Source organism: Streptomyces sp. NPDC048270, assembly GCF_040652335.1.
GTDB lineage: Bacteria > Actinomycetota > Actinomycetes > Streptomycetales > Streptomycetaceae > Streptomyces.
The window spans coordinates 114,438-132,710 of sequence record NZ_JBEZLV010000017.1 but is presented as its reverse complement, the minus strand read 5'-3'; the positions used below and the strand labels follow the sequence as shown (position 1 = coordinate 132,710).

Sequence of the window (18,273 nt, the reverse complement as noted above, 5' to 3'; positions counted from 1 at the left end):
TTCAGCCCCTCAGTCCCATTCCAGGCCGCCGCGGCGCCACACGTAGGCGTAGGCGACGAAGACGGTGAGCACGAAGAGGAGCATCTCGACGAGCCCGAAGATCCCCAGGGAGTCGAAGGTGACGGCCCAGGGGTAGAGGAAGACGACCTCGATATCGAAGATGATGAAGAGCATCGCCGTCAGGTAGTACTTGATCGGGAAGCGGCCGCCGCCGGCCGGCTGCGGAGTGGGCTCGATGCCGCACTCGTATGCCTCAAGCTTTGCCCGGTTGTACCGTTTTGGACCGATCAGCGTGGCCATGACCACGGAGAAGATCGCAAACCCTGCGCCGAGGGCGCCGAGCACGAGGATGGGCGCGTACGCATTCACGCTCCTCGCTCCTTCCAGTCGTCCTTGACCGTTGGACCGCTGCGCCGGCTGGGGGCACTTCCCAGCGGCAGCCGGGGCGCGCCCCGCCTCGCGAAGATCACGCGCCGATCGGACGGATCCATGTGAGGCAGTTCACAAGCCGGACTCGTGCGCATCTTATGCCTGCTCCTCTGTGATCTGCGACACGGGTAACAACACCGAGTTTGTGATCTCCACCACCTGACGAACGATCATCAAGTCCGATGAGTCGTGATCTTCGTACGTGAAGCATCCACATGATCACCAAAGGTGACATCCAGGCGGGTTGCCGCAGGTGGAAGAGGTGTCGCCCTATCAAATGATGGCCATTGCAAGCAAATTGGCTTTGTATCCGTCGCGGTGATAAGGGAAGCGGCGTCGCCCGGTCGGGGGAGGCTGCGCGTACGGAGGTGGACACGGGGCATGCGCGGGTCCCGGGACACCCCGACCGCGTGCATCCGTTCACGAGCCCGGACGCCGACTTCACGACGAGGTCACGGAAGGCCCACAGCGTCCGCACAGTGTGACGCTCCTGTGACCTGCGCCACTCCCGTTTCGTGACGCGGAAAGAGGGCTTGGCCATCTGTGCGGAGGGATGGTAGGCCGTGGATCAATCCGGACTTATTGCGGAAACCCCATGATCACAGGCTTGTGACAGCGTGTCCGTTCTGCCCGTTACGCCGTCAATAAGAAGCGCGGCGCGCCCGGTTAGCGCCGTTCGCGCGTAACTGTGGCGCAAGCCACGTTTCTTGAAGGGAACCCTCGCGCCCTGATAGCGGTTGTTCTCATGTCCCACACCGCTCACATACCCAGCCACCGGAAGCCCCGCCGCAGCGCCTCGAAGCTCGCGGTCCGCGCCGGAGTTGCCGGTGGCGTCCTCAGCACCCTCGCCATGGCCGGCACCGCGAGCGCGTCCCCCGCCGAGCCCGTGGCCGAGACGACGCTCGAAATGCCGGTCCTCAACCTGGATCTGGCCGCCGAGGTCTCCTCCGCCGTCGCCACCGCCGCCGAGAACACCCGCGCGGCCGCCGTCGAGGGCGAACTGACGGCCCAGGAGGAGAGCGCCCGCACCGGCGCCGCCGCCGAGGCCCGCCAGGCCAAGGAAGCGGCCCAGAAGCAGGCCGACGACGACGCCGCGGCCAAGAAGGCCAAGGAAGAGGCCGACCGCAAGGCCGAGGCCGAGCGCGCCAGCCGCAACAGCGCCCGCTCCACGCTGTCGACGAAGTCCTCGTCGACCCCCAGCGACGGCTCCGGCGCCTCCGTGGCCGCCCCGGCGACCGGCTCCGCCGCCGCCATCGTGAACTTCGCCCGCGCGCAGGTCGGCAAGGCGTACGTGATGGGCGGCACCGGCCCGTCCTCGTTCGACTGCTCCGGCCTCGTCCAGGCCGCCTACCGCCAGGCCGGCATCAGCCTGCCGCGCATGTCCCAGGCGCAGTCCTCGGCCGGCACCTCGGTGTCGCTGAGCGCCCTGCAGCCGGGCGACATCCTGTACTGGGGCTCCAAGGGCAGCGCGTACCACGTCGCCCTCTACGTCGGCGGCGGCAAGTTCGTCGGCGCGCAGAACCCCAGCACCGGCATCGTCGAGCGCAGCATGAACTACGACAAGCCGACGGGTGCCGTGCGCGTCCTCTGAGTCGCCCGCACCGCCCGAAGCGGCGCAAGGGCCGGTACTCCCCCGCTCGGGGGTGGAGTACCGGCCCTTCGTCACGCCCGATTCCGGGCCCTGCGAGGATGGCGGCGTGAATCCGAAGCCCTACGAGGACCGCGGCCCCGGCGACTCCACCGCCGCCCGGGCCGCACTCGGGCTGGCCCTGCTCGCCGTCGGCGGCTGGCTGCTGACCACCGCCCGCCCCTGGCACCGGCCGGGGCACCCGCTGGCCCTCGCGCTCGGCTGGACCGCCTCGGGCGCCCTGCTGGTGTGCGGGCTGCTCCTGCTGGCCCGGTGCGTGCGCGCCGTGCACGCGGAGGCGGACCGGAGCGGGGAGGCCCCGCCCGGCCCGCCGGACACCGGCCTCAGGCCTTCGGGGCCACCTTCGACAGGCCGTTGATGATGCGGTCCATCGCGTCGCCGCCCGTCGGGTCGGTGAGGTTGGCCAGCATCTTCAGCGTGAACTTCATCAGCACCGGGTGCGTCAGGCCGCGCTGCGTGGCGACCTTCATGACCTTCGGGTTGCCGATGAGCTTCACGAAGGCGCGGCCGAGCGTGTAGTAGCCGCCGTACGTCTCCTTCAGCACCTTCGGATAGTTGTGCAGCGCCAGTTCGCGCTGGGCCGGGGTGGACCGGGCGTGCGCCTGCACGATGACGTCGGCCGCGATCTGGCCCGACTCCATGGCGTAGGCGATGCCCTCGCCGTTGAACGGGTTGACGAGGCCGCCCGCGTCACCGACGAGCAGCAGGCCCTTGGTGTAGTGCGGCTGCCGGTTGAAGGCCATCGGCAGGGCCGCCCCGCGGATCGGCTGGGTCATGTTCTCGGGGGTGTAGCCCCAGTCCTCCGGCATGGACGCGCACCAGGCCTTGAGGACCTCGCGCCAGTCCAGCTCCTTGAAGGCGGAGGAGGAGTTGAGGATGCCGAGGCCGACGTTGGACGTGCCGTCGCCCATGCCGAAGATCCAGCCGTAGCCGGGCAGCAGCCGGTCCTGCGGGCCGCGCCGGTCCCACAGTTCCAGCCAGGACTCCAGGTAGTCGTCGTCGTGCCGGGGCGAGGTGAAGTACGTCCGCACCGCGACGCCCATCGGACGGTCCTCGCGCCGGTGCAATCCCATGGCGAGGGACAGCCGCGAGGAGTTGCCGTCGGCCGCGACGACCAGCGGGGCGTGGAAGGTGACCGGGGTCTTCTCCTCGCCCAGCTTGGCCTGGACGCCGGTGATGTGGCCGGTGCGGGGGTCGCGGACGGGCTCGCCGACGTTGCAGCGCTCGTAGAGGCGGGCGCCCGCCTTCTGCGCCTGGCGGGCCAGGGTCTCGTCGAAGTCGTCGCGCTTGCGGACGAGTCCGTAGTCCGGGTAGGAGGCGAGTTCCGGCCAGTCCAGCTGGAGCCGCTGGCCGCCGCCGATGATGCGCAGGCCCTTGTTGCGCAGCCAGCCGGCCTCTTCGGAGATGTCGATGCCCATCGCGACCAGCTGCTTGGTGGCGCGCGGGGTCAGCCCGTCGCCGCAGACCTTCTCGCGCGGGAACGCGGTCTTCTCCAGCAGCAGGACGTCCAGTCCGGCCTTGGCGAGGTAGTACGCGGTGGTGGAGCCGGCGGGCCCGGCCCCGACGACGATCACGTCCGCGGAGTGTTCGGAGAGGGGCTCGGTCACTGCGGGGTCTCCCGAAGGCTCGATAAAGGGTGCCCAACGGCACCGGACATGTGCAGTCTATGCAGCGAGAGAGATCGCGAACCGAAGGGCTGCCTCCTGTGACCACCTCGCCGACCCGGCCGCTCCCCGCCGTACAGATGCGCGTGCCCACCCACGAGGACGCGCACGCCTGGCACGGGGTGTTCGACGACCCGGACGTCATGGAGTTCCTCGGCGGCCCGGCGGAGCTCTCCTCGTACGTGGAGTTCACCGCGCGCCAGCGCATGCACGACGCCCAGCTCGGCTACTGCCTGTGGACGCTGCTGGACGAGGAGGGCTCGGTGCTCGGCTTCACGGGGGCCCAGCCGTGGCCCCGGGAGAAGGAGTGGGGGCCGGTGGGCGAGATCGAGATCGGCTGGCGGCTGGGGCGGGCGGCGTGGGGTCGGGGCTATGCGTATGCCGCTGCGCTGGCGACGCTGGAGCGGGTGCGGGGGGCCGGGGTGCCGCGGGTGGTGGCGATGATCGAGGACACGAACGCGCGGTCGGTGGCGGTGGCGGAGCGGTTGGGCATGACGCTGGCGGAGCGCTTCCCCCTGGCGGGGGGCTCGCGCTTCGGCCGCCGCTACGAACTGGAGCTCGACCGGCCGTGACCTCCGGCCCCCGCGGCCCGTGGGCTGGGCGCCGCCCGCCGGTGCGGCCCAAAGACCTGGGGCTCCGCCCCAGACCCCGCGCCTCAAACGCCGGCGAGGCTGGATATGCCCCGCCGGCGACCTTCAGCCCCGCCGGCGTTTGAGGCGCGGGCGCGGAGCGCCGTGTTGGGAGCCACGCCGGCGAGGGAGGCGGGAACGGTGGAAGGGCGGGTAGGGGACCGCTCCGCGCAGCGGCGGGCCCGGTCGGCGGAGTCCGGCTCGGCGGGGCGTCAGAAGACGGACAGGCCCGTCAGGGTCGTGAAGCGGTCCAGGGCGGCCACGCCCGCCACCGAGTTGCCGTGCGGGTCCAGCCCGGGGCTCCACGCGGCCAGCACGCACTGCCCGGGCACCACGGCCACGATCCCGCCCCCGACCCCGCTCTTGCCCGGCAGCCCGACGCGGTAGGCGAATTCGCCCGCCGCGTCGTACGTCCCACAGGTCAGCATCACCGCGTTGATCTGCTTCGCCTCGCTGCGCGTGAGCAGGCGGGACCCGTCCGCCCGCAGCCCGTGCCGGGCCAGGAAGAGCCCCGCGCGGGCCAGGTCGGCGCAGCTCATCTCGATCGAGCACTGCCAGAAGTAGTGGTCCAGCAGGGCCGGTACGGGGTTGTCGATGTTGCCGTAGGAGGCCATGAAGTGGGCCACGGCCGCGTTCCGGTCCCCGTGCTCCTGCTCGGAGGCGGCCACCTCCGCGTCGAAGGCCAGGGCCGGGTTCCCGCTCTCGGCGCGGAGGAAGCCGAGGAGTTCGCTGCTCGCGTCGCCCGTCAGGGTCTGCAGCCGGTCGGTGACCACCAGCGCGCCCGCGTTGATGAACGGATTGCGCGGGATGCCGTTTTCGTACTCCAGCTGCACGAGCGAGTTGAACGGGTTGCCTGACGGCTCCCGGCCGACCCGCTCCCACAGCCCGTCCCCGCCCTCCGCCAGGGCCAGTGCCAGCGCGAAGACCTTGGTGATGGACTGCGCGGAGAAGGGGACCTGCCAGTCCCCGACCCCGAAGACGTTGCCCTCGAGGTCGGCGACGGCCATGCCGAACTGGGCCGGGTCCACGGCCGCGAGCGCCGGGATGTACTCGGCGGGGGTGCCGCTGCCCACCAGCGGGGCGACGTCGGCCGCGATCTGCTCCAGCAGTGCCTGGTAGTCCACCGGTTCCCAGGCCTAGGCCTTGAAGCCCCGGTGCAGCGCCACGATGCCGCCGCTCAGGTTGCGCCAGGCGACCTTGGACCAGCCGGCCTTCTGCAGCAGGGCGGCGAGCGCGGGCTGGTCGGGCCAGTCGCGGATGGACTCGGCGAGGTACACGTACGCGTCGGGGTTGGAGGAGACGGCCCGGGCCACCGGGGGCAGGGCCCGCATCAGGTACTCGGTGTACACCGTGCGGAAGGGGGCCCAGGTGGGCTGCGAGAACTCGCAGATGACGACCTGCCCGCCGGGCTTGGTCACCCGGTACAGCTCGCGCAGCGCGCCCTCGGTGTTCTGGACGTTGCGCAGGCCGAAGCTGATCGTGACGGTGTCGAAGGCGTCGTCCTTGAAGGGGAGCTTCGTCGCGTCGCCCGCCGTGAGCGGCAGCCAGGGGTGCTTCCTCTTGCCTTCGCGCAGCATGCCCAGCGAGAAGTCGCAGGGCACGACGTAGGCCCCGGTCGCGGCGAAGGGCAGCGAGGAGGTCGCGGTGCCGGCGGCCAGGTCGAGGACGAGGTGCCCGGGGCGGGCGCCGACGGCCTTGGCGACCTCCCTGCGCCACAGCCGGGCCTGGCCGAGGGAGAGCACGTCGTTGGTGAGGTCGTAGTTCGCCGCCACGCCGTCGAACATCGAGGCGACTTCGTGCGGCTGCTTGTCCAGGGAAGCCCTTGTCACTGGTGTTCGCCCCTCGGTGTGCGCTCTGGATCGGCGGGTACGGCCCCATCCTCTCAGGCCGGACCACCCTGGAGGGACGGGCCCCAGGTCGGGTGAAGCGGACAACTGGCCCGAAGGACAGTTCCGCCCGGGCGCCGCGGCGCGTTGACTGGGGGCCGGTGCGGCCCGGTGACGGTCACCCAATGGATCATGGGCCTTGACCAGCGGCCGGATCCGTGGCGGCCGCCACGAGCAAAGGGCTTCACGATGCCGGCAGGCCATTCCACCGGTCGCTCCCGCCTCAGCCCGCGCGCCAGGCGCCGGGCGGAGCGGCGCAAGCGGCTGCGGCGTACGATCATCCTCGGCTCGGTGGCCCTCGTCGCGGTCACGGCGACCGCGTACGCGGTGGCGCCGGGCGAGGACGGCGGTACGGCCGACGGACGGCCCAAGGCGGCCCGGCCCGGCCAGCCGGACGGCGAGCTCGCCGAGGGATCGGAGGCGGCCGCGCAGGGCGGCAGACGCGACCCCGCCCCCTCCCCCTCCGCCAGCCCTTCCCAGCCCGCCGGCTCGCCCACGCCCACCACGGCCGCCCCCGCGTCGCCCTCCGCCCAGGTCCCGGCCTCCGGCTCGGGCACCTTCAAGGCCTCCGGCGCCGCCGGTGCGGCCCAGGGCAAGGGGAACGTGCGCCGCTGGCGGCTGGAGGTCGAGGAGGGCAGCGGGGTGGACCCGGACTCCGCCGCCCGCTCCGTGGAGGCGATCCTCGGTGACCCGCGCGGCTGGATCAAGAACCCGGCCTACGCCTTCCAGCTCGCCGGCCCCGGCCAGCCGGTGGACTTCACCGTCAAGATCGCGACGCCCAAGACCACCGACCGGCTGTGCGAGGTGGTCACCCCCGAGCTGATCGGCGAGACCAACTGCCGGGCCGGGCACACCGTCGTGGTGAACCTCAAACGCTGGCAGGAGGGGTCACCGCAGTTCAGCGGCTCGGTGGAGGAGTACCGGGCGCTGATCGTCAACCACGAGGTCGGGCACGAGCTCGGCCACTCGCACGAGGGCTGCCCCGGCGCCGGACAGGCCGCTCCCGCGATGATGCAGCAGATCAAGGGACTGAACGGCTGCAAGTCCAATGCCTGGCCGTACGACACGAACGGAACCTACCTGTCCGGTCCACCCGTCCTATAGGGCGAGAGCCGGCACCGGATGGGCCGGCCGGGGGCGAGGAGTGGAAACCGTGCGCGTCGTCAGCTTCAGCGTCCCCGCGTGGTTCCCCTCGTACGACGCCTCCCCCGCCTGCGGCGTGCGCCCGCCGGCCCAGCTGACCGATCAGGAGTCCGCCGTGCTCCTGTGCCTGGCCACCGGCGCCTCCAACGCGGAGCTCGCCGCCGAGCTGCAACTGTCCGTCAGCACGGTCAAGTTCCACGTGGGCAACATACGGACGAAGCTGGGCGGGATCAGCCGCCTCCAGGCCTGCCTGCTCGCCGCGCTCGCCCGGGAGGACCTGCGGCTCAGCGGCGGCGGTGCAGCAGCCGGCCCCCGATGACCGTGGCCACGCACGTCGTCGCGCCGTCCGCCGGCAGCGCCTGGAGGCCGGCGACCGCGAACACCGCGAAGCGGGCCGGGGCGCCCGGCTCCAGGAACCCGTGGAAGGCCTCCTCGGCCGCGGCGCGGCCGGCGAAGGGGTCCAGGGCGGGCGTGCCTTCGTACGGGGCCGGCGGCAGGATCACGAGGCCCGAGCGGGCCACCGCCGTGCGCACCGACGGGATCGCGAAGCGGCCGGCGACCGCCACCACCCCGCGCGCCAGGAGCTTCTGGGTGCCGCGCCGGGCGCTGTTGCCCCACCGCGCCTCGGTCGGCTTCAGGGCATCGAGCGCGTCCTGCCCGCTGATCGGCTCGGAGCCGAGCTCGGCGGTCTCGTAGGGATCGTCCGGGTAGTACGTCCGCTCCAGGAGCGTGTCCGCCCCGCGCACCAGCAGCCCCGGAGTGAGCACCCCGGGCCAGCGCCGGGCCCGCGCGTGCGGATGGGCCGCGGCGAGGTCCTCGTACGGTCCCACGCTCGCGATCCGGTCGCCTTCGACGAGGACCGCGCCGCCGGGCAGCGGCGCGGATCCGGCCCCGGGGACGAGGAGTTCGGCGGAGTGGAGCGTCAGCATCAGTTCGTGGAGATGAGCTTCAGCTCGGGGTGCGCGGTGCCGCCCTCGATGGCGGTGGAGGAGATGTGCGAGACGACGCGGTCGTCGACCGGGTCGTTCGCCGGGTCCTCGTGCACCAGGAGGTGCTCGTACGTCGTCGCGCGCTGCGCCGGGGTGCGGCCCGCCTTGCGGATCAGGTCGATGATCTCCTGGCGGTTGGAGCGGTGCTTGGCGCCGGCCGAGGAGACGACGTTCTCCTCGAGCATGATCGAGCCGAGGTCGTCCGCTCCGTAGTGCAGCGAGAGCTGGCCCGCCTCCTTGCCCACGGTCAGCCAGGAGCCCTGGATGTGGGCGATGTTGTCGAGGAACAGGCGGGCGATCGCGATCATGCGCAGGTACTCGAAGATCGTCGCCTGGGTGCGGCCCTTGAGGTGGTTGTTCTCGGGCTGGTAGGTGTACGGGATGAAGGCGCGGAAGCCGCCCGTGCGGTCCTGCGTGTCACGGATCATCGCGATGTGCTCGATGCGCTCGGCGTTGGTCTCGCCGGTGCCCATCAGCATGGTGGAGGTGGACTCCACGCCCAGCCCGTGGGCGATCTCCATGATCTCCAGCCAGCGCTCGCCGGACTCCTTGAGCGGGGCGATCGCCTTGCGCGGGCGCTCCGGCAGCAGTTCGGCGCCGGCGCCCGCGAACGAGTCGAGGCCGGCCGCGTGGATGCGGCGGATGGCCTCCTCGGCCGTGACGCCCGAGATGCGGGCCATGTGCTCGACCTCGGACGCGCCGAGGGAGTGGATGACCAGCTGCGGGAACGCCTTCTTGATGGCGGAGAAGTGCTCCTCGTAGTACTCGACGCCGTAGTCCGGGTGGTGCCCGCCCTGGAACATGATCTGCGTGCCGCCGAGCTCCACGGTCTCCGCGCAGCGGCGCAGGATGTCCTCGAGGTCGCGGGACCAGCCCTTCTTCGTGTCCTTGGGGGCCGCGTAGAAGGCGCAGAACTTGCACGCCGTGACGCACACGTTCGTGTAGTTGATGTTCCGCTCGATGATGTACGTGGCGATGTGCTCGGTGCCCGCGTAACGGCGGCGGCGCACCGCGTCGGCCGCCTGGCCGAGCGCGTGCAGCGGAGCGTGCCGGTAGAGGTCGAGCGCCTCTTCCCTGGTGATCCGGCCCCCTGCGGCGGCGCGGTCGAGGACAGACTGGAGAGCGGCCTGGTCGGTCACCGGTGCGTCACCTTTCGGCGGTGTGTCAAGGTCCGGACCGATCCAGCCTACGCCAGGGCCCTCGGCTGCCCGTCACGGGCTTCGGGTGAGGTCGCCCTCCGGGTTTCCGGCCGGGACGTCGCCCGACTTGTAGTGCAGGGTGCCGTTGTCGCCCAGGGTGAACCGCTCGTCGGCGGAGCCGCCCGAGCAGATCCCGGGAGCCGGGTTGGGGCCGCCCGAGGTGTCGAGGACGAGCGAGCGGTCGGTGGCGGAGGCGAGCTTCCAGTCGCCGCTGCAGTCGGTGCCGAGGATGGCCAGGACCGACTTGTCCCGGCCGACGACCTCGCCGACCCTGCCCGCCTTGATGGTGATCTCGAACTCGGCGGCGACGCCCATGCGGGCGGTGGTGACGGTGCCCTTCCAGGTGCCGACGAGTTCCTTCGGCACGTCCTGGCGGGTCCCCTCGGGGGCCTGCGTCGTCCCCGCGGACGGACCGGCGTCCGAGGCCGGGGGCGAGGCCGGCGCAGAGGTCCGCGGGCCGTCGCCCGCGGCCGCGTCCCGGCCCTTGTCGCCCTGGCCGGGCAGCAGGCCCGTTCCGTACAGCCCGCCGGACACGGCGGCCAGCACGGCCGCCGCCGCGAGCACGAGCGTGCAGCTGAAGCGGCGCCCGGCCGCGCGGACGGTGACCTGCCGCCCGTCGGGGGCGGTTCGGGGCCCGGGCACACCGCCGCCGGTGTCGGCGGGCGATCCGTAGGGGCCGTACGGGCCGCTCGTGGCGGCCGCCGCGCCCAGCGGCCCGGGCGCGGAGCCGGGCGGGCCGAATCCCGGCCCGCCGGGGGCGGAGGCGCCGGTGCCGGTGCCGGTGCCCGCTCGGCCCGCCGTGCCGGCCGGGCTCCCGTACCCGCCGGCGCCCGCGGAGCCGTACGGGCCGTGGCCGCCGTACGAGGGGTCGGGGGAGCCGAAGCCGACGCCCGCCGGGCTGTCGTGCGAGGGGGTGGTGAAGGGGACCGGGCCGGACGGGGCGTCCGGGGGCACCGGGCCGGCCGCGGAGGGGTCCGCGTCCAGGTCGAGCAGGGCGACCGCGGCCCGGCTGGCCTCCTCGACCAGGGGCGCGGGCAGCCAGCCCGGGCTGAGCAGGGCCCCGTCCAGGGCCGCCGCGACGGCCTGCGGCGCGGGCCGGTCGGCGGCCGTCTTGGCCAGGCAGGCCTCGATCAGCTCGCGCAGCGGCCCGGCCGGGACCGCGCCGAGCTCGGGCGGCTCGTGGACCACCTTGTAGAGGAGGGTCGCCGAGTTGTCGCCGGTGAAGGGCGGCCGCCCGGTCGCCGCGAAGGCCAGTACCGCGCCGAGCGAGAACACGTCGGAGGCGCCGGTGACGCCCTTGCCGAGGATCTGCTCGGGGGACATGTAGCCCGGCGAGCCGATGGAGACCCCGGTGGAGGTGAGGGAGGCGGTCCCGTCCACGGCCCGGGCGATCCCGAAGTCGATCAGCCGCGGCCCGTCGAGGGTCAGCATCACGTTGGACGGCTTCACGTCCCGGTGTACGAGGCCCAGCCCGTGCACGGCCACCAGGGCGCGGGCCAGGCCGGCGCCGACGGCCCGTACGGAGGCTTCGGGCAGCGGCCCGTGCGCGGCCAGCGCCCGGTCCAGGGAGGGGCCGGCCACATAGCCGGTGGCCACCCACGGCACCGGGGCGTCGGGGTCCGCGTCGAGCACGGGCGCGGTCCACTCGCCGCCCACCCGCCGGGCGGCCTCGACCTCGCGGCGGAACCGGGTGCGGAACTCCTCGTCGGCGGCGAAGTGCGGGTGCACGATCTTGACCGCGACGGTCCGGCCGCCCGCACTGCGCCCCAGGTAGACCCGGCCCATGCCGCCCGCGCCGAGCCGGCCCAGCAGCCGGTACGCGCCGATGGTCCGCGGCTCGCCGGCTTCCAGCGGCTGCATCGTGTCCCCCCATCCCCCGGGATCCGGGGCCCTCGTGTCCGCCCGGCCAAGCAGCAGGTTAGGGGGTCGGCGGCGGAGGCGGGCCGCCTTTCCCTTCCCGACGGGTGACGGGAAGGGAAAGGAGAAGCGAATTCAGCGGAAACGGCATATCCGTCATGACCGGAACCCGAATCCGAACCCGAACCCGAACCCGAACCCGATCACTGTTCTACGTCGGCCGCCGTCAGGAGTTCCATGGTCACTTCCGCGGGATACCCCGTCGTGGGTCCGGTTCGGCGGGCGAATTCCCTGACACCGGCGATCTGTTCCGGTCCGAAGCGGAAGTCGAGTGTGGTGAAGTACCGCTCGAGCAGCTCCGCGTCGAAGGCCTCCCAGCGGGCCGCCTGCTCGGCGACCTTGGCGACCTCCTCCAGGGAGACGTCGCGGGAGGCGAGGAAGGCCTCGTGGACCTTCCGCACGACGACGGGCTCGCGGGCGAGGTAGTCCTTGCGGGCGGCCCACACGGCGAAGACGAACGGCAGCCCGGTCCACTCCTTCCACATCTGCCCCAGGTCGTACACGGCGAGGCCGAGGCGGGGGGCGTCGTGCAGCGAGGCGCGCAGCGCGGCGTCGCCGATCAGCACGGCCGCGTCGGCCTCCTGCATCATCACCCCCAGGTCGGGCGGGCAGGTGTAGTAGTCGGGCCGGACCCCGTACTGCTCGGAGAGCAGCAGCTGGGCGAGGCGTACGGAGGTGCGGGAGGTCGAGCCGAGGGCGACGCGGGCTCCGTCCAGCTGCTCCAGCGGGACCTGCGAAACGATCACGCAGGACATCACGGGGCCGTCGCAGCCGACCGCGAGGTCGGGGAAGGCGACGAGCCGGTCGGCGTTGCGGAGGAACTCCACGAGGGTGATCGGGGCGATGTCGAGCTCGCCCGCCACGAGGCGCTCGCTGAGCTTTTCGGGGGTGTCCTTGGTCAGTTCCAGGTCCAGCAGCGTGCCGGTTCTGGCCAGGCCCCAGTAGAGGGGAAGGCAGTTCAGGAACTGGATGTGGCCGACGCGGGGCCGGCTGCGGTAGACGTCCACATCGCGAGACTAGCCCCCGGGGTCACGTCAGCCTCGCCGCGGGTCTCAAACGTCCGAGTGACGTGATCTTTCCCTCTGGTCTCCGCCGCAGGGTGCGTGCTAGGCTCGACGCAAGTTGCAGTTTGGTTTCCCTTGCAGTACGAGGCCTGCGGAGAATGTGACCCGCAGGCTTTTGTAGTTTTCAGACTTCTTAGCAGGTTCTGGAGCAGGGCGACCCTTTGGCCCATAGGAGGGCTCATGGCTACCGGAACCGTGAAGTGGTTCAACGCTGAAAAGGGCTTCGGCTTCATCGCCCAGGACGGCGGCGGCCCGGATGTCTTCGTCCACTACTCCGCGATCAACGCCTCTGGCTTCCGCTCCCTCGAGGAGAACCAGACGGTGAACTTCGACGTCACGCAGGGTCCGAAGGGCCCGCAGGCGGAGAACGTCACCCCGGCCTAATCGCCTGGGCCAACCTTAATCGCGGTTGGAAAAGCAGTACCCAAGGAGCCCTGTCCCCTTCTGCGCGAGCAGAACGGCAGGGCTCCTGCCTTTTCCCTCCCGGGGTGGGTGGCGGGATCGGCGTGGCCCGAGGCCCGGCCGCCTCGCGCTGGGCCCGGCGCGCCTCAAGAACCTGGGGCTCCGCCCCAGACCCCGCGCCTCAAACGCCGGCGAGGCTGGATGTGGCCCGCGCCAGTCGCTCGACGTGGCAGCGGCGGGAAGCACCACCAGCCCCTCCGGCGCTTGAGGCGCGGGGCGAAGCCCCGGAAACGGGCCCGCACAAGACCACGGCGGGAAGCACATCCAGCCCCGCCGGCGCTTGAGGCGCGGGGCACGGGGCGGAGCCCCGGAAACGGCGCCGCACATGACCACGGCGGGAAGCACCACCAGCCCCGCCGGCGCTTGAGGCGCGGGGCGGAGCCCCGGAAACGGCGCCGCACATGACCACGGCGGGGAGCACATCCAGCCTCGCCGGCGTTTGAGGCGCGGGGCGCGGGGCGGAGCCCCGGAAACGGCGCCGCATATGGCCGCGGCGGGGAGCACAACCAGCCCCGCCGGCGCTTGAGGCGCGGGGCGGAGCCCCGGGAGCCGGGCCGCATATGGGCGCGGCGGCGGCGCGTGCAGGGGCCCGCACCCGGTGGGGGGTGCGGGCCTCTGTGTGCGTGGGTTACGGCTTCGGGGCCGGGATGGTGGGCGGGGCGGTGACCTTGAGGTCCAGGAGGAGGGTGACCTTCTGGGGGGTCGTCAGGCGGAGGGTGTACGTGCCCGGGGCGAGGTCCGCGTCCGTGAACAGCTCCGGGAGGACGACCTTGCCGTCGGCACCCGACTTGAGCAGCGGGAGCCTGAAGATCTTCTTGCCGGCCTCGTCCTTGAAGTACGGGCCCTTCGCGGTCTCCGGGTCCACCGGGACCCACGCGCCGTCCGCGTCCTTCACCACCAGCTCGGCGAAGACCTCCGTGCCCTCCACGGCCTTGCCCGCGGCCGTGGCGAGGACCGTGACGTCCTGGACGCTCTTGCCGGCGACGGCCTCCAGCGGCTTCGCGTCGTCCGGGCGGGCCAGGCGGTCGGCGACCGGCTTCGGCTTCGCCGCGACCGTGCCGGTGAAGGCCGTCTGGAGCCTGCCCGTCGTGTCGGTGGCCGAGACCCGCAGGGTGAAGGTGCCGGCCTTGGGGCCCGCCGTGAGCCCGGGCGCGGCCGCGATGCCCTCGGCGTCGGCCACGACCACCAGCGAGTCGGTCGGGGCCTTCGGGAAGGCGGTGCCCCCGGTGGTGTCGGCCTCGACCGCGAAGACGACCTGCTGTCCCGCGGCGGGCTTGCCGTCGCTGCGGACCACCTTGACCCGCGGGACCTCGGCGAACGCCGCGCCCGCCTCGGCCGCGAGGCCGGGCCCGCCGAGGACCGACAGCCCGGTCAGGTGCGGGGCCGGCGGCTTCGGCTTCTCGGGCGTCGGCGTCGGGGTCGGCGTGGGCGTCGGGGTCGGGGTCGGCGTCGGCTTCGGGGCCGGAGTGGTCTTGGCCGGCGGCTGCGGCGTGGGCAGGGTGCTGCCCGGCGTCTCGATCGGGTAGTTCCCGGCCGGCGGGTTCGGAACCTCGCCGACGCCGCCGTTCTGGTACTCCCGCATGAATCCGAGCACGGTGTTCACGTACTCGCGGGAGTTGTTGTAGCTGAGCACCGCCGAGTCGAGCTTGGCCGCGACCGAGAGGTCGCGGTCGCCCGCGCACAGGTAGAGGCCCGCGCCCAGCGCCGCGTCGTAGATGTTGTTCGGGTCGCGCTTGGCGTCGCCGTTGCCGTCGGCGCCCCACGTGAGCCAGGTGGAGGGGATGAACTGCATCGGGCCGACGGCCCGGTCGTACTCGGCGTCCGCGTCCCACTCGCCCTTGTCGGTGTCGCGGATCTCCGCGAAGCCGTTGCCGTCGAGGCGGGGACCGCGGATCGGCTTCTCGGTGTAGCCGTCGGCCTTGAGCCCGTAGCCCGAGGCGTGCACGGACTCGACCCGGCCGATGCCGGCGAGCAGCTGCCAGGGCAGGTTGCAGCCGGGGAGCGCCGCGGACACGGCCACTTCGGCCCGCCGGTAGGCGTCGAGGGCGGTCGCGGGTATGCCGCTGGCCCCCTCGGGCACGGTCCCGCCGGCGGCCGGCTGCGGGTCGGCGACGATGTCGGGCAGGTCCAGCCGGGCATCACCGCGGTCGGTGGCCTGCGGACTGTCGGGAGTCGGCTCGGACTCCCCCGCGTCGGCGGTCGACGGGTTGGTCACGACCGCGGCGGTGGTCAGGCTGGCCGCGAGTGCCGCGGTGCACAGGACCTTGCGCGAGGTGTTGACGAGGTGACGGTGAAGCGGCTTCACAGTGCGGCGATCCCCCCAGGAGCCGTCATGGGTGTACGGCCGGTCGGGCCGTGAATATCCACTGTCTATCAGGTATTCGCAGGAGACTCGCCGTCGCCCCGGTAGATGTGACGGACCATTCGTCTCACCTTCACCGGAGTCTCGTGGCCGAACGGACACAGGACCTAAGCCCCTGCCCGTATTGGCCATATGGCCCCCGTTTTCAGCGGGTTCGACTCCTTATCCTGACCTTTATGGCCACCAGCACCAAGAAGGAACAGCGCCGCGAGGCCCGCGAGCGCCTCCACGCGGAACGGCAGGCGCAGGCGCGCCGCGCGAAGGTGCGGGGCCGGCTGCTCGTCGGCGGCTCCGTGGCCGCCGTCCTGGCCCTCGCGATCGGCGCCGGCGTCTTCGCGGCGCATTCCTCCGACGCGGCCGATGACGACGGGGCGGCGGCCAAGCCGTTCGTCCGGCCCGCCCACACCACCGGCAAGGACGGGATCGTGGTCCCGTACGGCGACCCGGACGCGCAGCACGTCCTCACCATCTGGCTGGACCCCCGCTGCCCCTTCTGCGCCGGAGTCGAACAGGGCCTGGGCGCGACCATCAAGGAGCAGGCCGACGCGGGCGCCTACCGGGTCGAGTACCGCTTCGCCACCTTCCTGGACAAGTCCCTCGGCGGCGGGAAGGGCTCCAAGCGCGCCCTGAACGCCCTGGGCGCGGCGGTCGACGAGAGCCCCGAGAAGTTCATGGAGTACGTCCAGGTCCTCTTCAAGAACCACCCGGAGAAGGAGACGGACGACAAGTTCGGCTCCACCGCCACCCTCCTGGAGCTCGCGGACCAGGTGCCGGGGCTGCGGACGCCCGCCTTCAACCAGGCCGTCAAGGAGCTCACCTACATGCCGTGGGTGGAGAAGGTGGGCCGGGCCTTCTACGACGAGGGCGTCAACGGCACCCCGGCGGTGTTCATCGACGGCAAGAAGATCACCGTGAACTCGGGCAAGGGCATCGAGTCCATCACCCCGGACGCCTTCAGGCGGCTGATCGCGGACAACCGGAAGCGGTGACCGGCGGCTGTCGTGCGGTTAGGGCATTCGGCCGTCACAGCGAGCGACAATGATCTGACCATATGTAATTTCACAGTGCCTGAATCCCCTCCGCGAGATAGGTAAGCGATGAGGCACGTGAGTCACACCCGACCCCGGGGCTGGCGGCGGCTCGCCGTCTTGGCCATGGCCCCGCTCCTGGCCCTGTCGGCCACCGCCGCGACCGCGCAGGGGGTGTGGGTGACGGCCCCGCCGCTGCCGACGACCCGCGTCGGCGTGACCGGAGCCGCCGCGGACTGCCCGGAGGGGCTGCGCGGCACCTGCGTGTACGCCGTCGGCGGGAGCGTCCTCGGCGACGCCCTGACGGCATACAGCCCCTCCGTGGGCACCTGGGTCACGCTGCCCCCGGTGAAGACCCCCCGTTTCGGCCAGACGACCACGACGGCTCCCTGCCCGGACGGGGTGCGGGGTGACTGCGTCTACACCCTCGGAGGCGCGGGCCTGGCCACCGCCGAGGCGTACAGCGTGGAGACGAACGCCTGGCTGACCATCCGCTCGCTGACGAGCGTCCGCTCGAACGCGGCATCGGCCACGGCCCCGTGCCCGGACGATCTGGGGCTGCACGGCACGTGCGTGTACATCTTCGGCGGCACCGACGGGGCCAACCCCCTCACCACCGTGGAGGCGTACAGCCCGGTCACCAACACCTGGGCGACGCTCTCCCCGCTCCAGACCGCACGCTTCAACCACACGGGCACGGCCGCCCCCTGCCCCGGCGACCTGGGCCTCAAGGGCACGTGCGTGTACGCCATCGGCGGCGCGACCACCGGCATTCCGGACCTCGCCTCCGTCGAGGTCTACAGCCCCCTCCTGAACGCCTGGCAGTACGTCCCCGACATGCCGACCGCCCGCAGCGACACCCCCGGAGCGGCCACCGCCCCCTGCCCCGACGGGATGACCGACGGCTGCGTCTACGTCCTGGGCGGACTCAACGGCGCCACCGGCCTGACCACGGCCGAGGCCTACAGCCCGGTCACCAACGCCTGGGTGACCCTGCCCCCGATGCCCACACCGCACCGGGAGTTCGGGGTGGCGGCGGCGCCGTGCCCCAAGAACACGAGGAACGACTGCGTGTACGCGTTCGGCGGCCTCGACGCCGCCGCTGCCGCCACGGCGACGACCGAGGCCTTCACGATCGAACGCGCGCAGGCCGGGTCCAAGCCCAAGCCGAACCCGAACCCCTCGTCGACGCCGTCCGCCCACCCGAAGCCGTCCGCTCAGCCCTCGGCGCCGTCCGACGACCCCTTCGAGGACACCCCCCTCGCCACGGCGCCCAAGGCTCCGAAGCCGGGCGTCGCCCCCGCCTCCTGAGGCATCCGTGACACCCCGTTCGGGCCGGTGCCTCCCTGGCGCCGGCCCGACGGCGTGCCCCCGACCTCCGCCCACACCGTCTTGCCGGGCCCCCGCGCCGCCACACCCCACTCCCGGGCCACGGCGGCCACCACCAGCAGCCCGCGCCCGTCCTCCGCCGACCACGGATCGACGGGCGCGGGCGCGTCCGGCGGCCCCGCGTCGCTCCGGGTGTCGCTGACCATCACCCGCACGCTCCCGCCTCCGTACTCGAGCCGCAGCTCGAAGTCCCTTCCGGGCAGCCGCCCGTGCAGCACGGCGTTCGCGGCGAGCTCCCCGACGACGAGCCCGACGTCGTCGGACAGCCCGCACCCATACGGAACCCCCCAGACGTCCAGCTGCGCCTGCGCGAGCCGCCGGGCGAGCCGGGCCCCGCGCCGCGTGGAGCTGAACCGCTGTGCCATGTCACTCTTTTCAGTCGTCACCTCACCGAGCGTGTCCACCGGGCTCTACGCTTTCCAGTAGTCGCGGCGTGACGCAGATCCGCTGTAGGGGCGCCGACG

The 18,273-nt window shown here is 72.4% G+C and carries 17 protein-coding genes and 1 pseudogene; 8 read left to right on the top strand and 10 right to left on the bottom strand.

Going from position 1 to position 18,273, the window contains the following annotated elements:
* Nucleotides 1-9 precede the first annotated feature (9 nt).
* The gene (locus AB0D66_RS17525) at nucleotides 10-369 is read right to left on the bottom strand and encodes an NADH-quinone oxidoreductase subunit A (RefSeq protein ID WP_069921453.1); all 360 of its coding nucleotides are present in this window, start codon (nucleotides 367-369) and stop codon (nucleotides 10-12) included.
* An 805-nt stretch (nucleotides 370-1,174) separates the two neighbouring features.
* On the opposite strand from AB0D66_RS17525, the gene AB0D66_RS17520 reads away from it, so the two are divergent.
* Nucleotides 1,175-2,020, top strand: a complete 846-nt coding sequence (locus tag AB0D66_RS17520) for an NlpC/P60 family protein (protein ID WP_362303506.1) — start codon at nucleotides 1,175-1,177, stop codon at nucleotides 2,018-2,020.
* A 106-nt stretch (nucleotides 2,021-2,126) separates the two neighbouring features.
* A complete protein-coding gene (locus tag AB0D66_RS17515; RefSeq protein WP_362303503.1) occupies nucleotides 2,127-2,435 on the top strand; it encodes a hypothetical protein in 309 nt (102 codons plus the stop codon).
* On the opposite strand, the gene AB0D66_RS17510 is transcribed toward AB0D66_RS17515, so the two are convergent.
* Entirely contained in the window at nucleotides 2,401-3,684 is a 1,284-nt protein-coding gene (locus AB0D66_RS17510) for a geranylgeranyl reductase family protein (RefSeq protein WP_362303500.1), read from the bottom strand. The genes AB0D66_RS17515 and AB0D66_RS17510 overlap by 35 nt on opposite strands.
* A gap of 137 nt (nucleotides 3,685-3,821) precedes the next feature.
* Between AB0D66_RS17510 and AB0D66_RS17505 the strand changes: the two genes are divergently transcribed.
* A complete protein-coding gene (locus tag AB0D66_RS17505) occupies nucleotides 3,822-4,313 on the top strand; it encodes a GNAT family N-acetyltransferase (RefSeq protein ID WP_362303567.1) in 492 nt (163 codons plus the stop codon).
* 269 nt (nucleotides 4,314-4,582) lie between these two features.
* Here AB0D66_RS17505 and AB0D66_RS17500 read toward each other — a convergent pair whose 3' ends face one another.
* Complete coding sequence (locus AB0D66_RS17500) at nucleotides 4,583-5,494, bottom strand: glutaminase (protein ID WP_362303497.1); 912 nt, start codon at nucleotides 5,492-5,494, stop codon at nucleotides 4,583-4,585.
* Between the two features lie 12 nt (nucleotides 5,495-5,506).
* Nucleotides 5,507-6,199, bottom strand: coding sequence for a demethylmenaquinone methyltransferase (locus AB0D66_RS17495; protein ID WP_362303494.1), 693 nt, complete (start codon nucleotides 6,197-6,199; stop codon nucleotides 5,507-5,509).
* Between the two features lie 246 nt (nucleotides 6,200-6,445).
* On the opposite strand from AB0D66_RS17495, the gene AB0D66_RS17490 reads away from it, so the two are divergent.
* Together AB0D66_RS17490 and AB0D66_RS17485 are read left to right on the top strand one after the other, a co-directional pair.
* Nucleotides 6,446-7,360: a DUF3152 domain-containing protein gene (locus AB0D66_RS17490; RefSeq protein ID WP_362303492.1), complete on the top strand. Its 915-nt coding sequence runs from the start codon at nucleotides 6,446-6,448 to the stop codon at nucleotides 7,358-7,360.
* 49 nt (nucleotides 7,361-7,409) lie between these two features.
* Nucleotides 7,410-7,718 carry a helix-turn-helix transcriptional regulator gene (locus AB0D66_RS17485; RefSeq protein ID WP_362303489.1) on the top strand — a complete coding sequence of 103 codons (309 nt, stop codon included), beginning with the start codon at nucleotides 7,410-7,412 and terminating at the stop codon, nucleotides 7,716-7,718.
* Here AB0D66_RS17485 and AB0D66_RS17480 read toward each other — a convergent pair.
* The 4 genes from AB0D66_RS17480 to AB0D66_RS17465 all read right to left on the bottom strand — a co-directional run bounded on the left by AB0D66_RS17480 (nucleotide 7,684) and on the right by AB0D66_RS17465 (nucleotide 12,511).
* Complete coding sequence (locus tag AB0D66_RS17480) at nucleotides 7,684-8,328, bottom strand: hypothetical protein (RefSeq protein ID WP_362303486.1); 645 nt, start codon at nucleotides 8,326-8,328, stop codon at nucleotides 7,684-7,686. The genes AB0D66_RS17485 and AB0D66_RS17480 overlap by 35 nt on opposite strands.
* Nucleotides 8,328-9,527 (bottom strand): cyclic dehypoxanthinyl futalosine synthase, encoded by a 1,200-nt coding sequence (gene mqnC / locus AB0D66_RS17475; RefSeq protein WP_362303483.1) that lies wholly within the window; start codon nucleotides 9,525-9,527, stop codon nucleotides 8,328-8,330. Before mqnC ends, AB0D66_RS17480 begins: the two co-directional genes overlap by 1 nt.
* Before the next feature lie 72 nt (nucleotides 9,528-9,599).
* Nucleotides 9,600-11,447 (bottom strand): serine/threonine-protein kinase, encoded by a 1,848-nt coding sequence (locus AB0D66_RS17470; protein WP_362303480.1) that lies wholly within the window; start codon nucleotides 11,445-11,447, stop codon nucleotides 9,600-9,602.
* Between the two features lie 200 nt (nucleotides 11,448-11,647).
* Nucleotides 11,648-12,511 (bottom strand): menaquinone biosynthesis protein, encoded by an 864-nt coding sequence (locus tag AB0D66_RS17465; protein ID WP_362303477.1) that lies wholly within the window; start codon nucleotides 12,509-12,511, stop codon nucleotides 11,648-11,650.
* 237 nt (nucleotides 12,512-12,748) lie between these two features.
* Between AB0D66_RS17465 and AB0D66_RS17460 the strand changes: the two genes are divergently transcribed.
* Nucleotides 12,749-12,952: a cold-shock protein gene (locus tag AB0D66_RS17460; RefSeq protein WP_030012116.1), complete on the top strand. Its 204-nt coding sequence runs from the start codon at nucleotides 12,749-12,751 to the stop codon at nucleotides 12,950-12,952.
* 706 nt (nucleotides 12,953-13,658) lie between these two features.
* Here the strand turns inward: AB0D66_RS17460 and AB0D66_RS17455 are convergent.
* Nucleotides 13,659-15,335, bottom strand: a complete 1,677-nt coding sequence (locus tag AB0D66_RS17455; protein WP_362303473.1) for a hypothetical protein — start codon at nucleotides 15,333-15,335, stop codon at nucleotides 13,659-13,661.
* A 233-nt stretch (nucleotides 15,336-15,568) separates the two neighbouring features.
* Here AB0D66_RS17455 and AB0D66_RS17450 point away from each other — a divergent pair, with 233 nt between their 5' ends.
* The gene (locus AB0D66_RS17450) at nucleotides 15,569-16,381 is read left to right on the top strand and encodes a thioredoxin domain-containing protein (RefSeq protein ID WP_362303470.1); all 813 of its coding nucleotides are present in this window, start codon (nucleotides 15,569-15,571) and stop codon (nucleotides 16,379-16,381) included.
* A gap of 117 nt (nucleotides 16,382-16,498) precedes the next feature.
* Entirely contained in the window at nucleotides 16,499-17,731 is a 1,233-nt protein-coding gene (locus AB0D66_RS17445) for a kelch repeat-containing protein (protein WP_362303467.1), read from the top strand.
* Between the two features lie 65 nt (nucleotides 17,732-17,796).
* On the opposite strand, the pseudogene AB0D66_RS17440 reads toward AB0D66_RS17445, so the two are convergent.
* Nucleotides 17,797-18,174: pseudogene (locus AB0D66_RS17440) on the bottom strand (ATP-binding protein); the annotation flags it as partial.
* Between the last annotated feature and the right edge of the window lie 99 nt (nucleotides 18,175-18,273).

Coding starts and splice junctions, on each gene's coding strand:
- AB0D66_RS17460 (WP_030012116.1), top strand. CDS start 12,749: ATGGCTACCGGAACCGTGAAGTGGTTCAACGCTGAAAAGGGCTTCGGC.
- AB0D66_RS17480 (WP_362303486.1), bottom strand. CDS start 8,328: ATGCTGACGCTCCACTCCGCCGAACTCCTCGTCCCCGGGGCCGGATCC.
- AB0D66_RS17505 (WP_362303567.1), top strand. CDS start 3,822: ATGCGCGTGCCCACCCACGAGGACGCGCACGCCTGGCACGGGGTGTTC.
- AB0D66_RS17490 (WP_362303492.1), top strand. CDS start 6,446: ATGCCGGCAGGCCATTCCACCGGTCGCTCCCGCCTCAGCCCGCGCGCC.
- AB0D66_RS17520 (WP_362303506.1), top strand. CDS start 1,175: ATGTCCCACACCGCTCACATACCCAGCCACCGGAAGCCCCGCCGCAGC.
- AB0D66_RS17470 (WP_362303480.1), bottom strand. CDS start 11,447: ATGCAGCCGCTGGAAGCCGGCGAGCCGCGGACCATCGGCGCGTACCGG.
- AB0D66_RS17450 (WP_362303470.1), top strand. CDS start 15,569: ATGGCCACCAGCACCAAGAAGGAACAGCGCCGCGAGGCCCGCGAGCGC.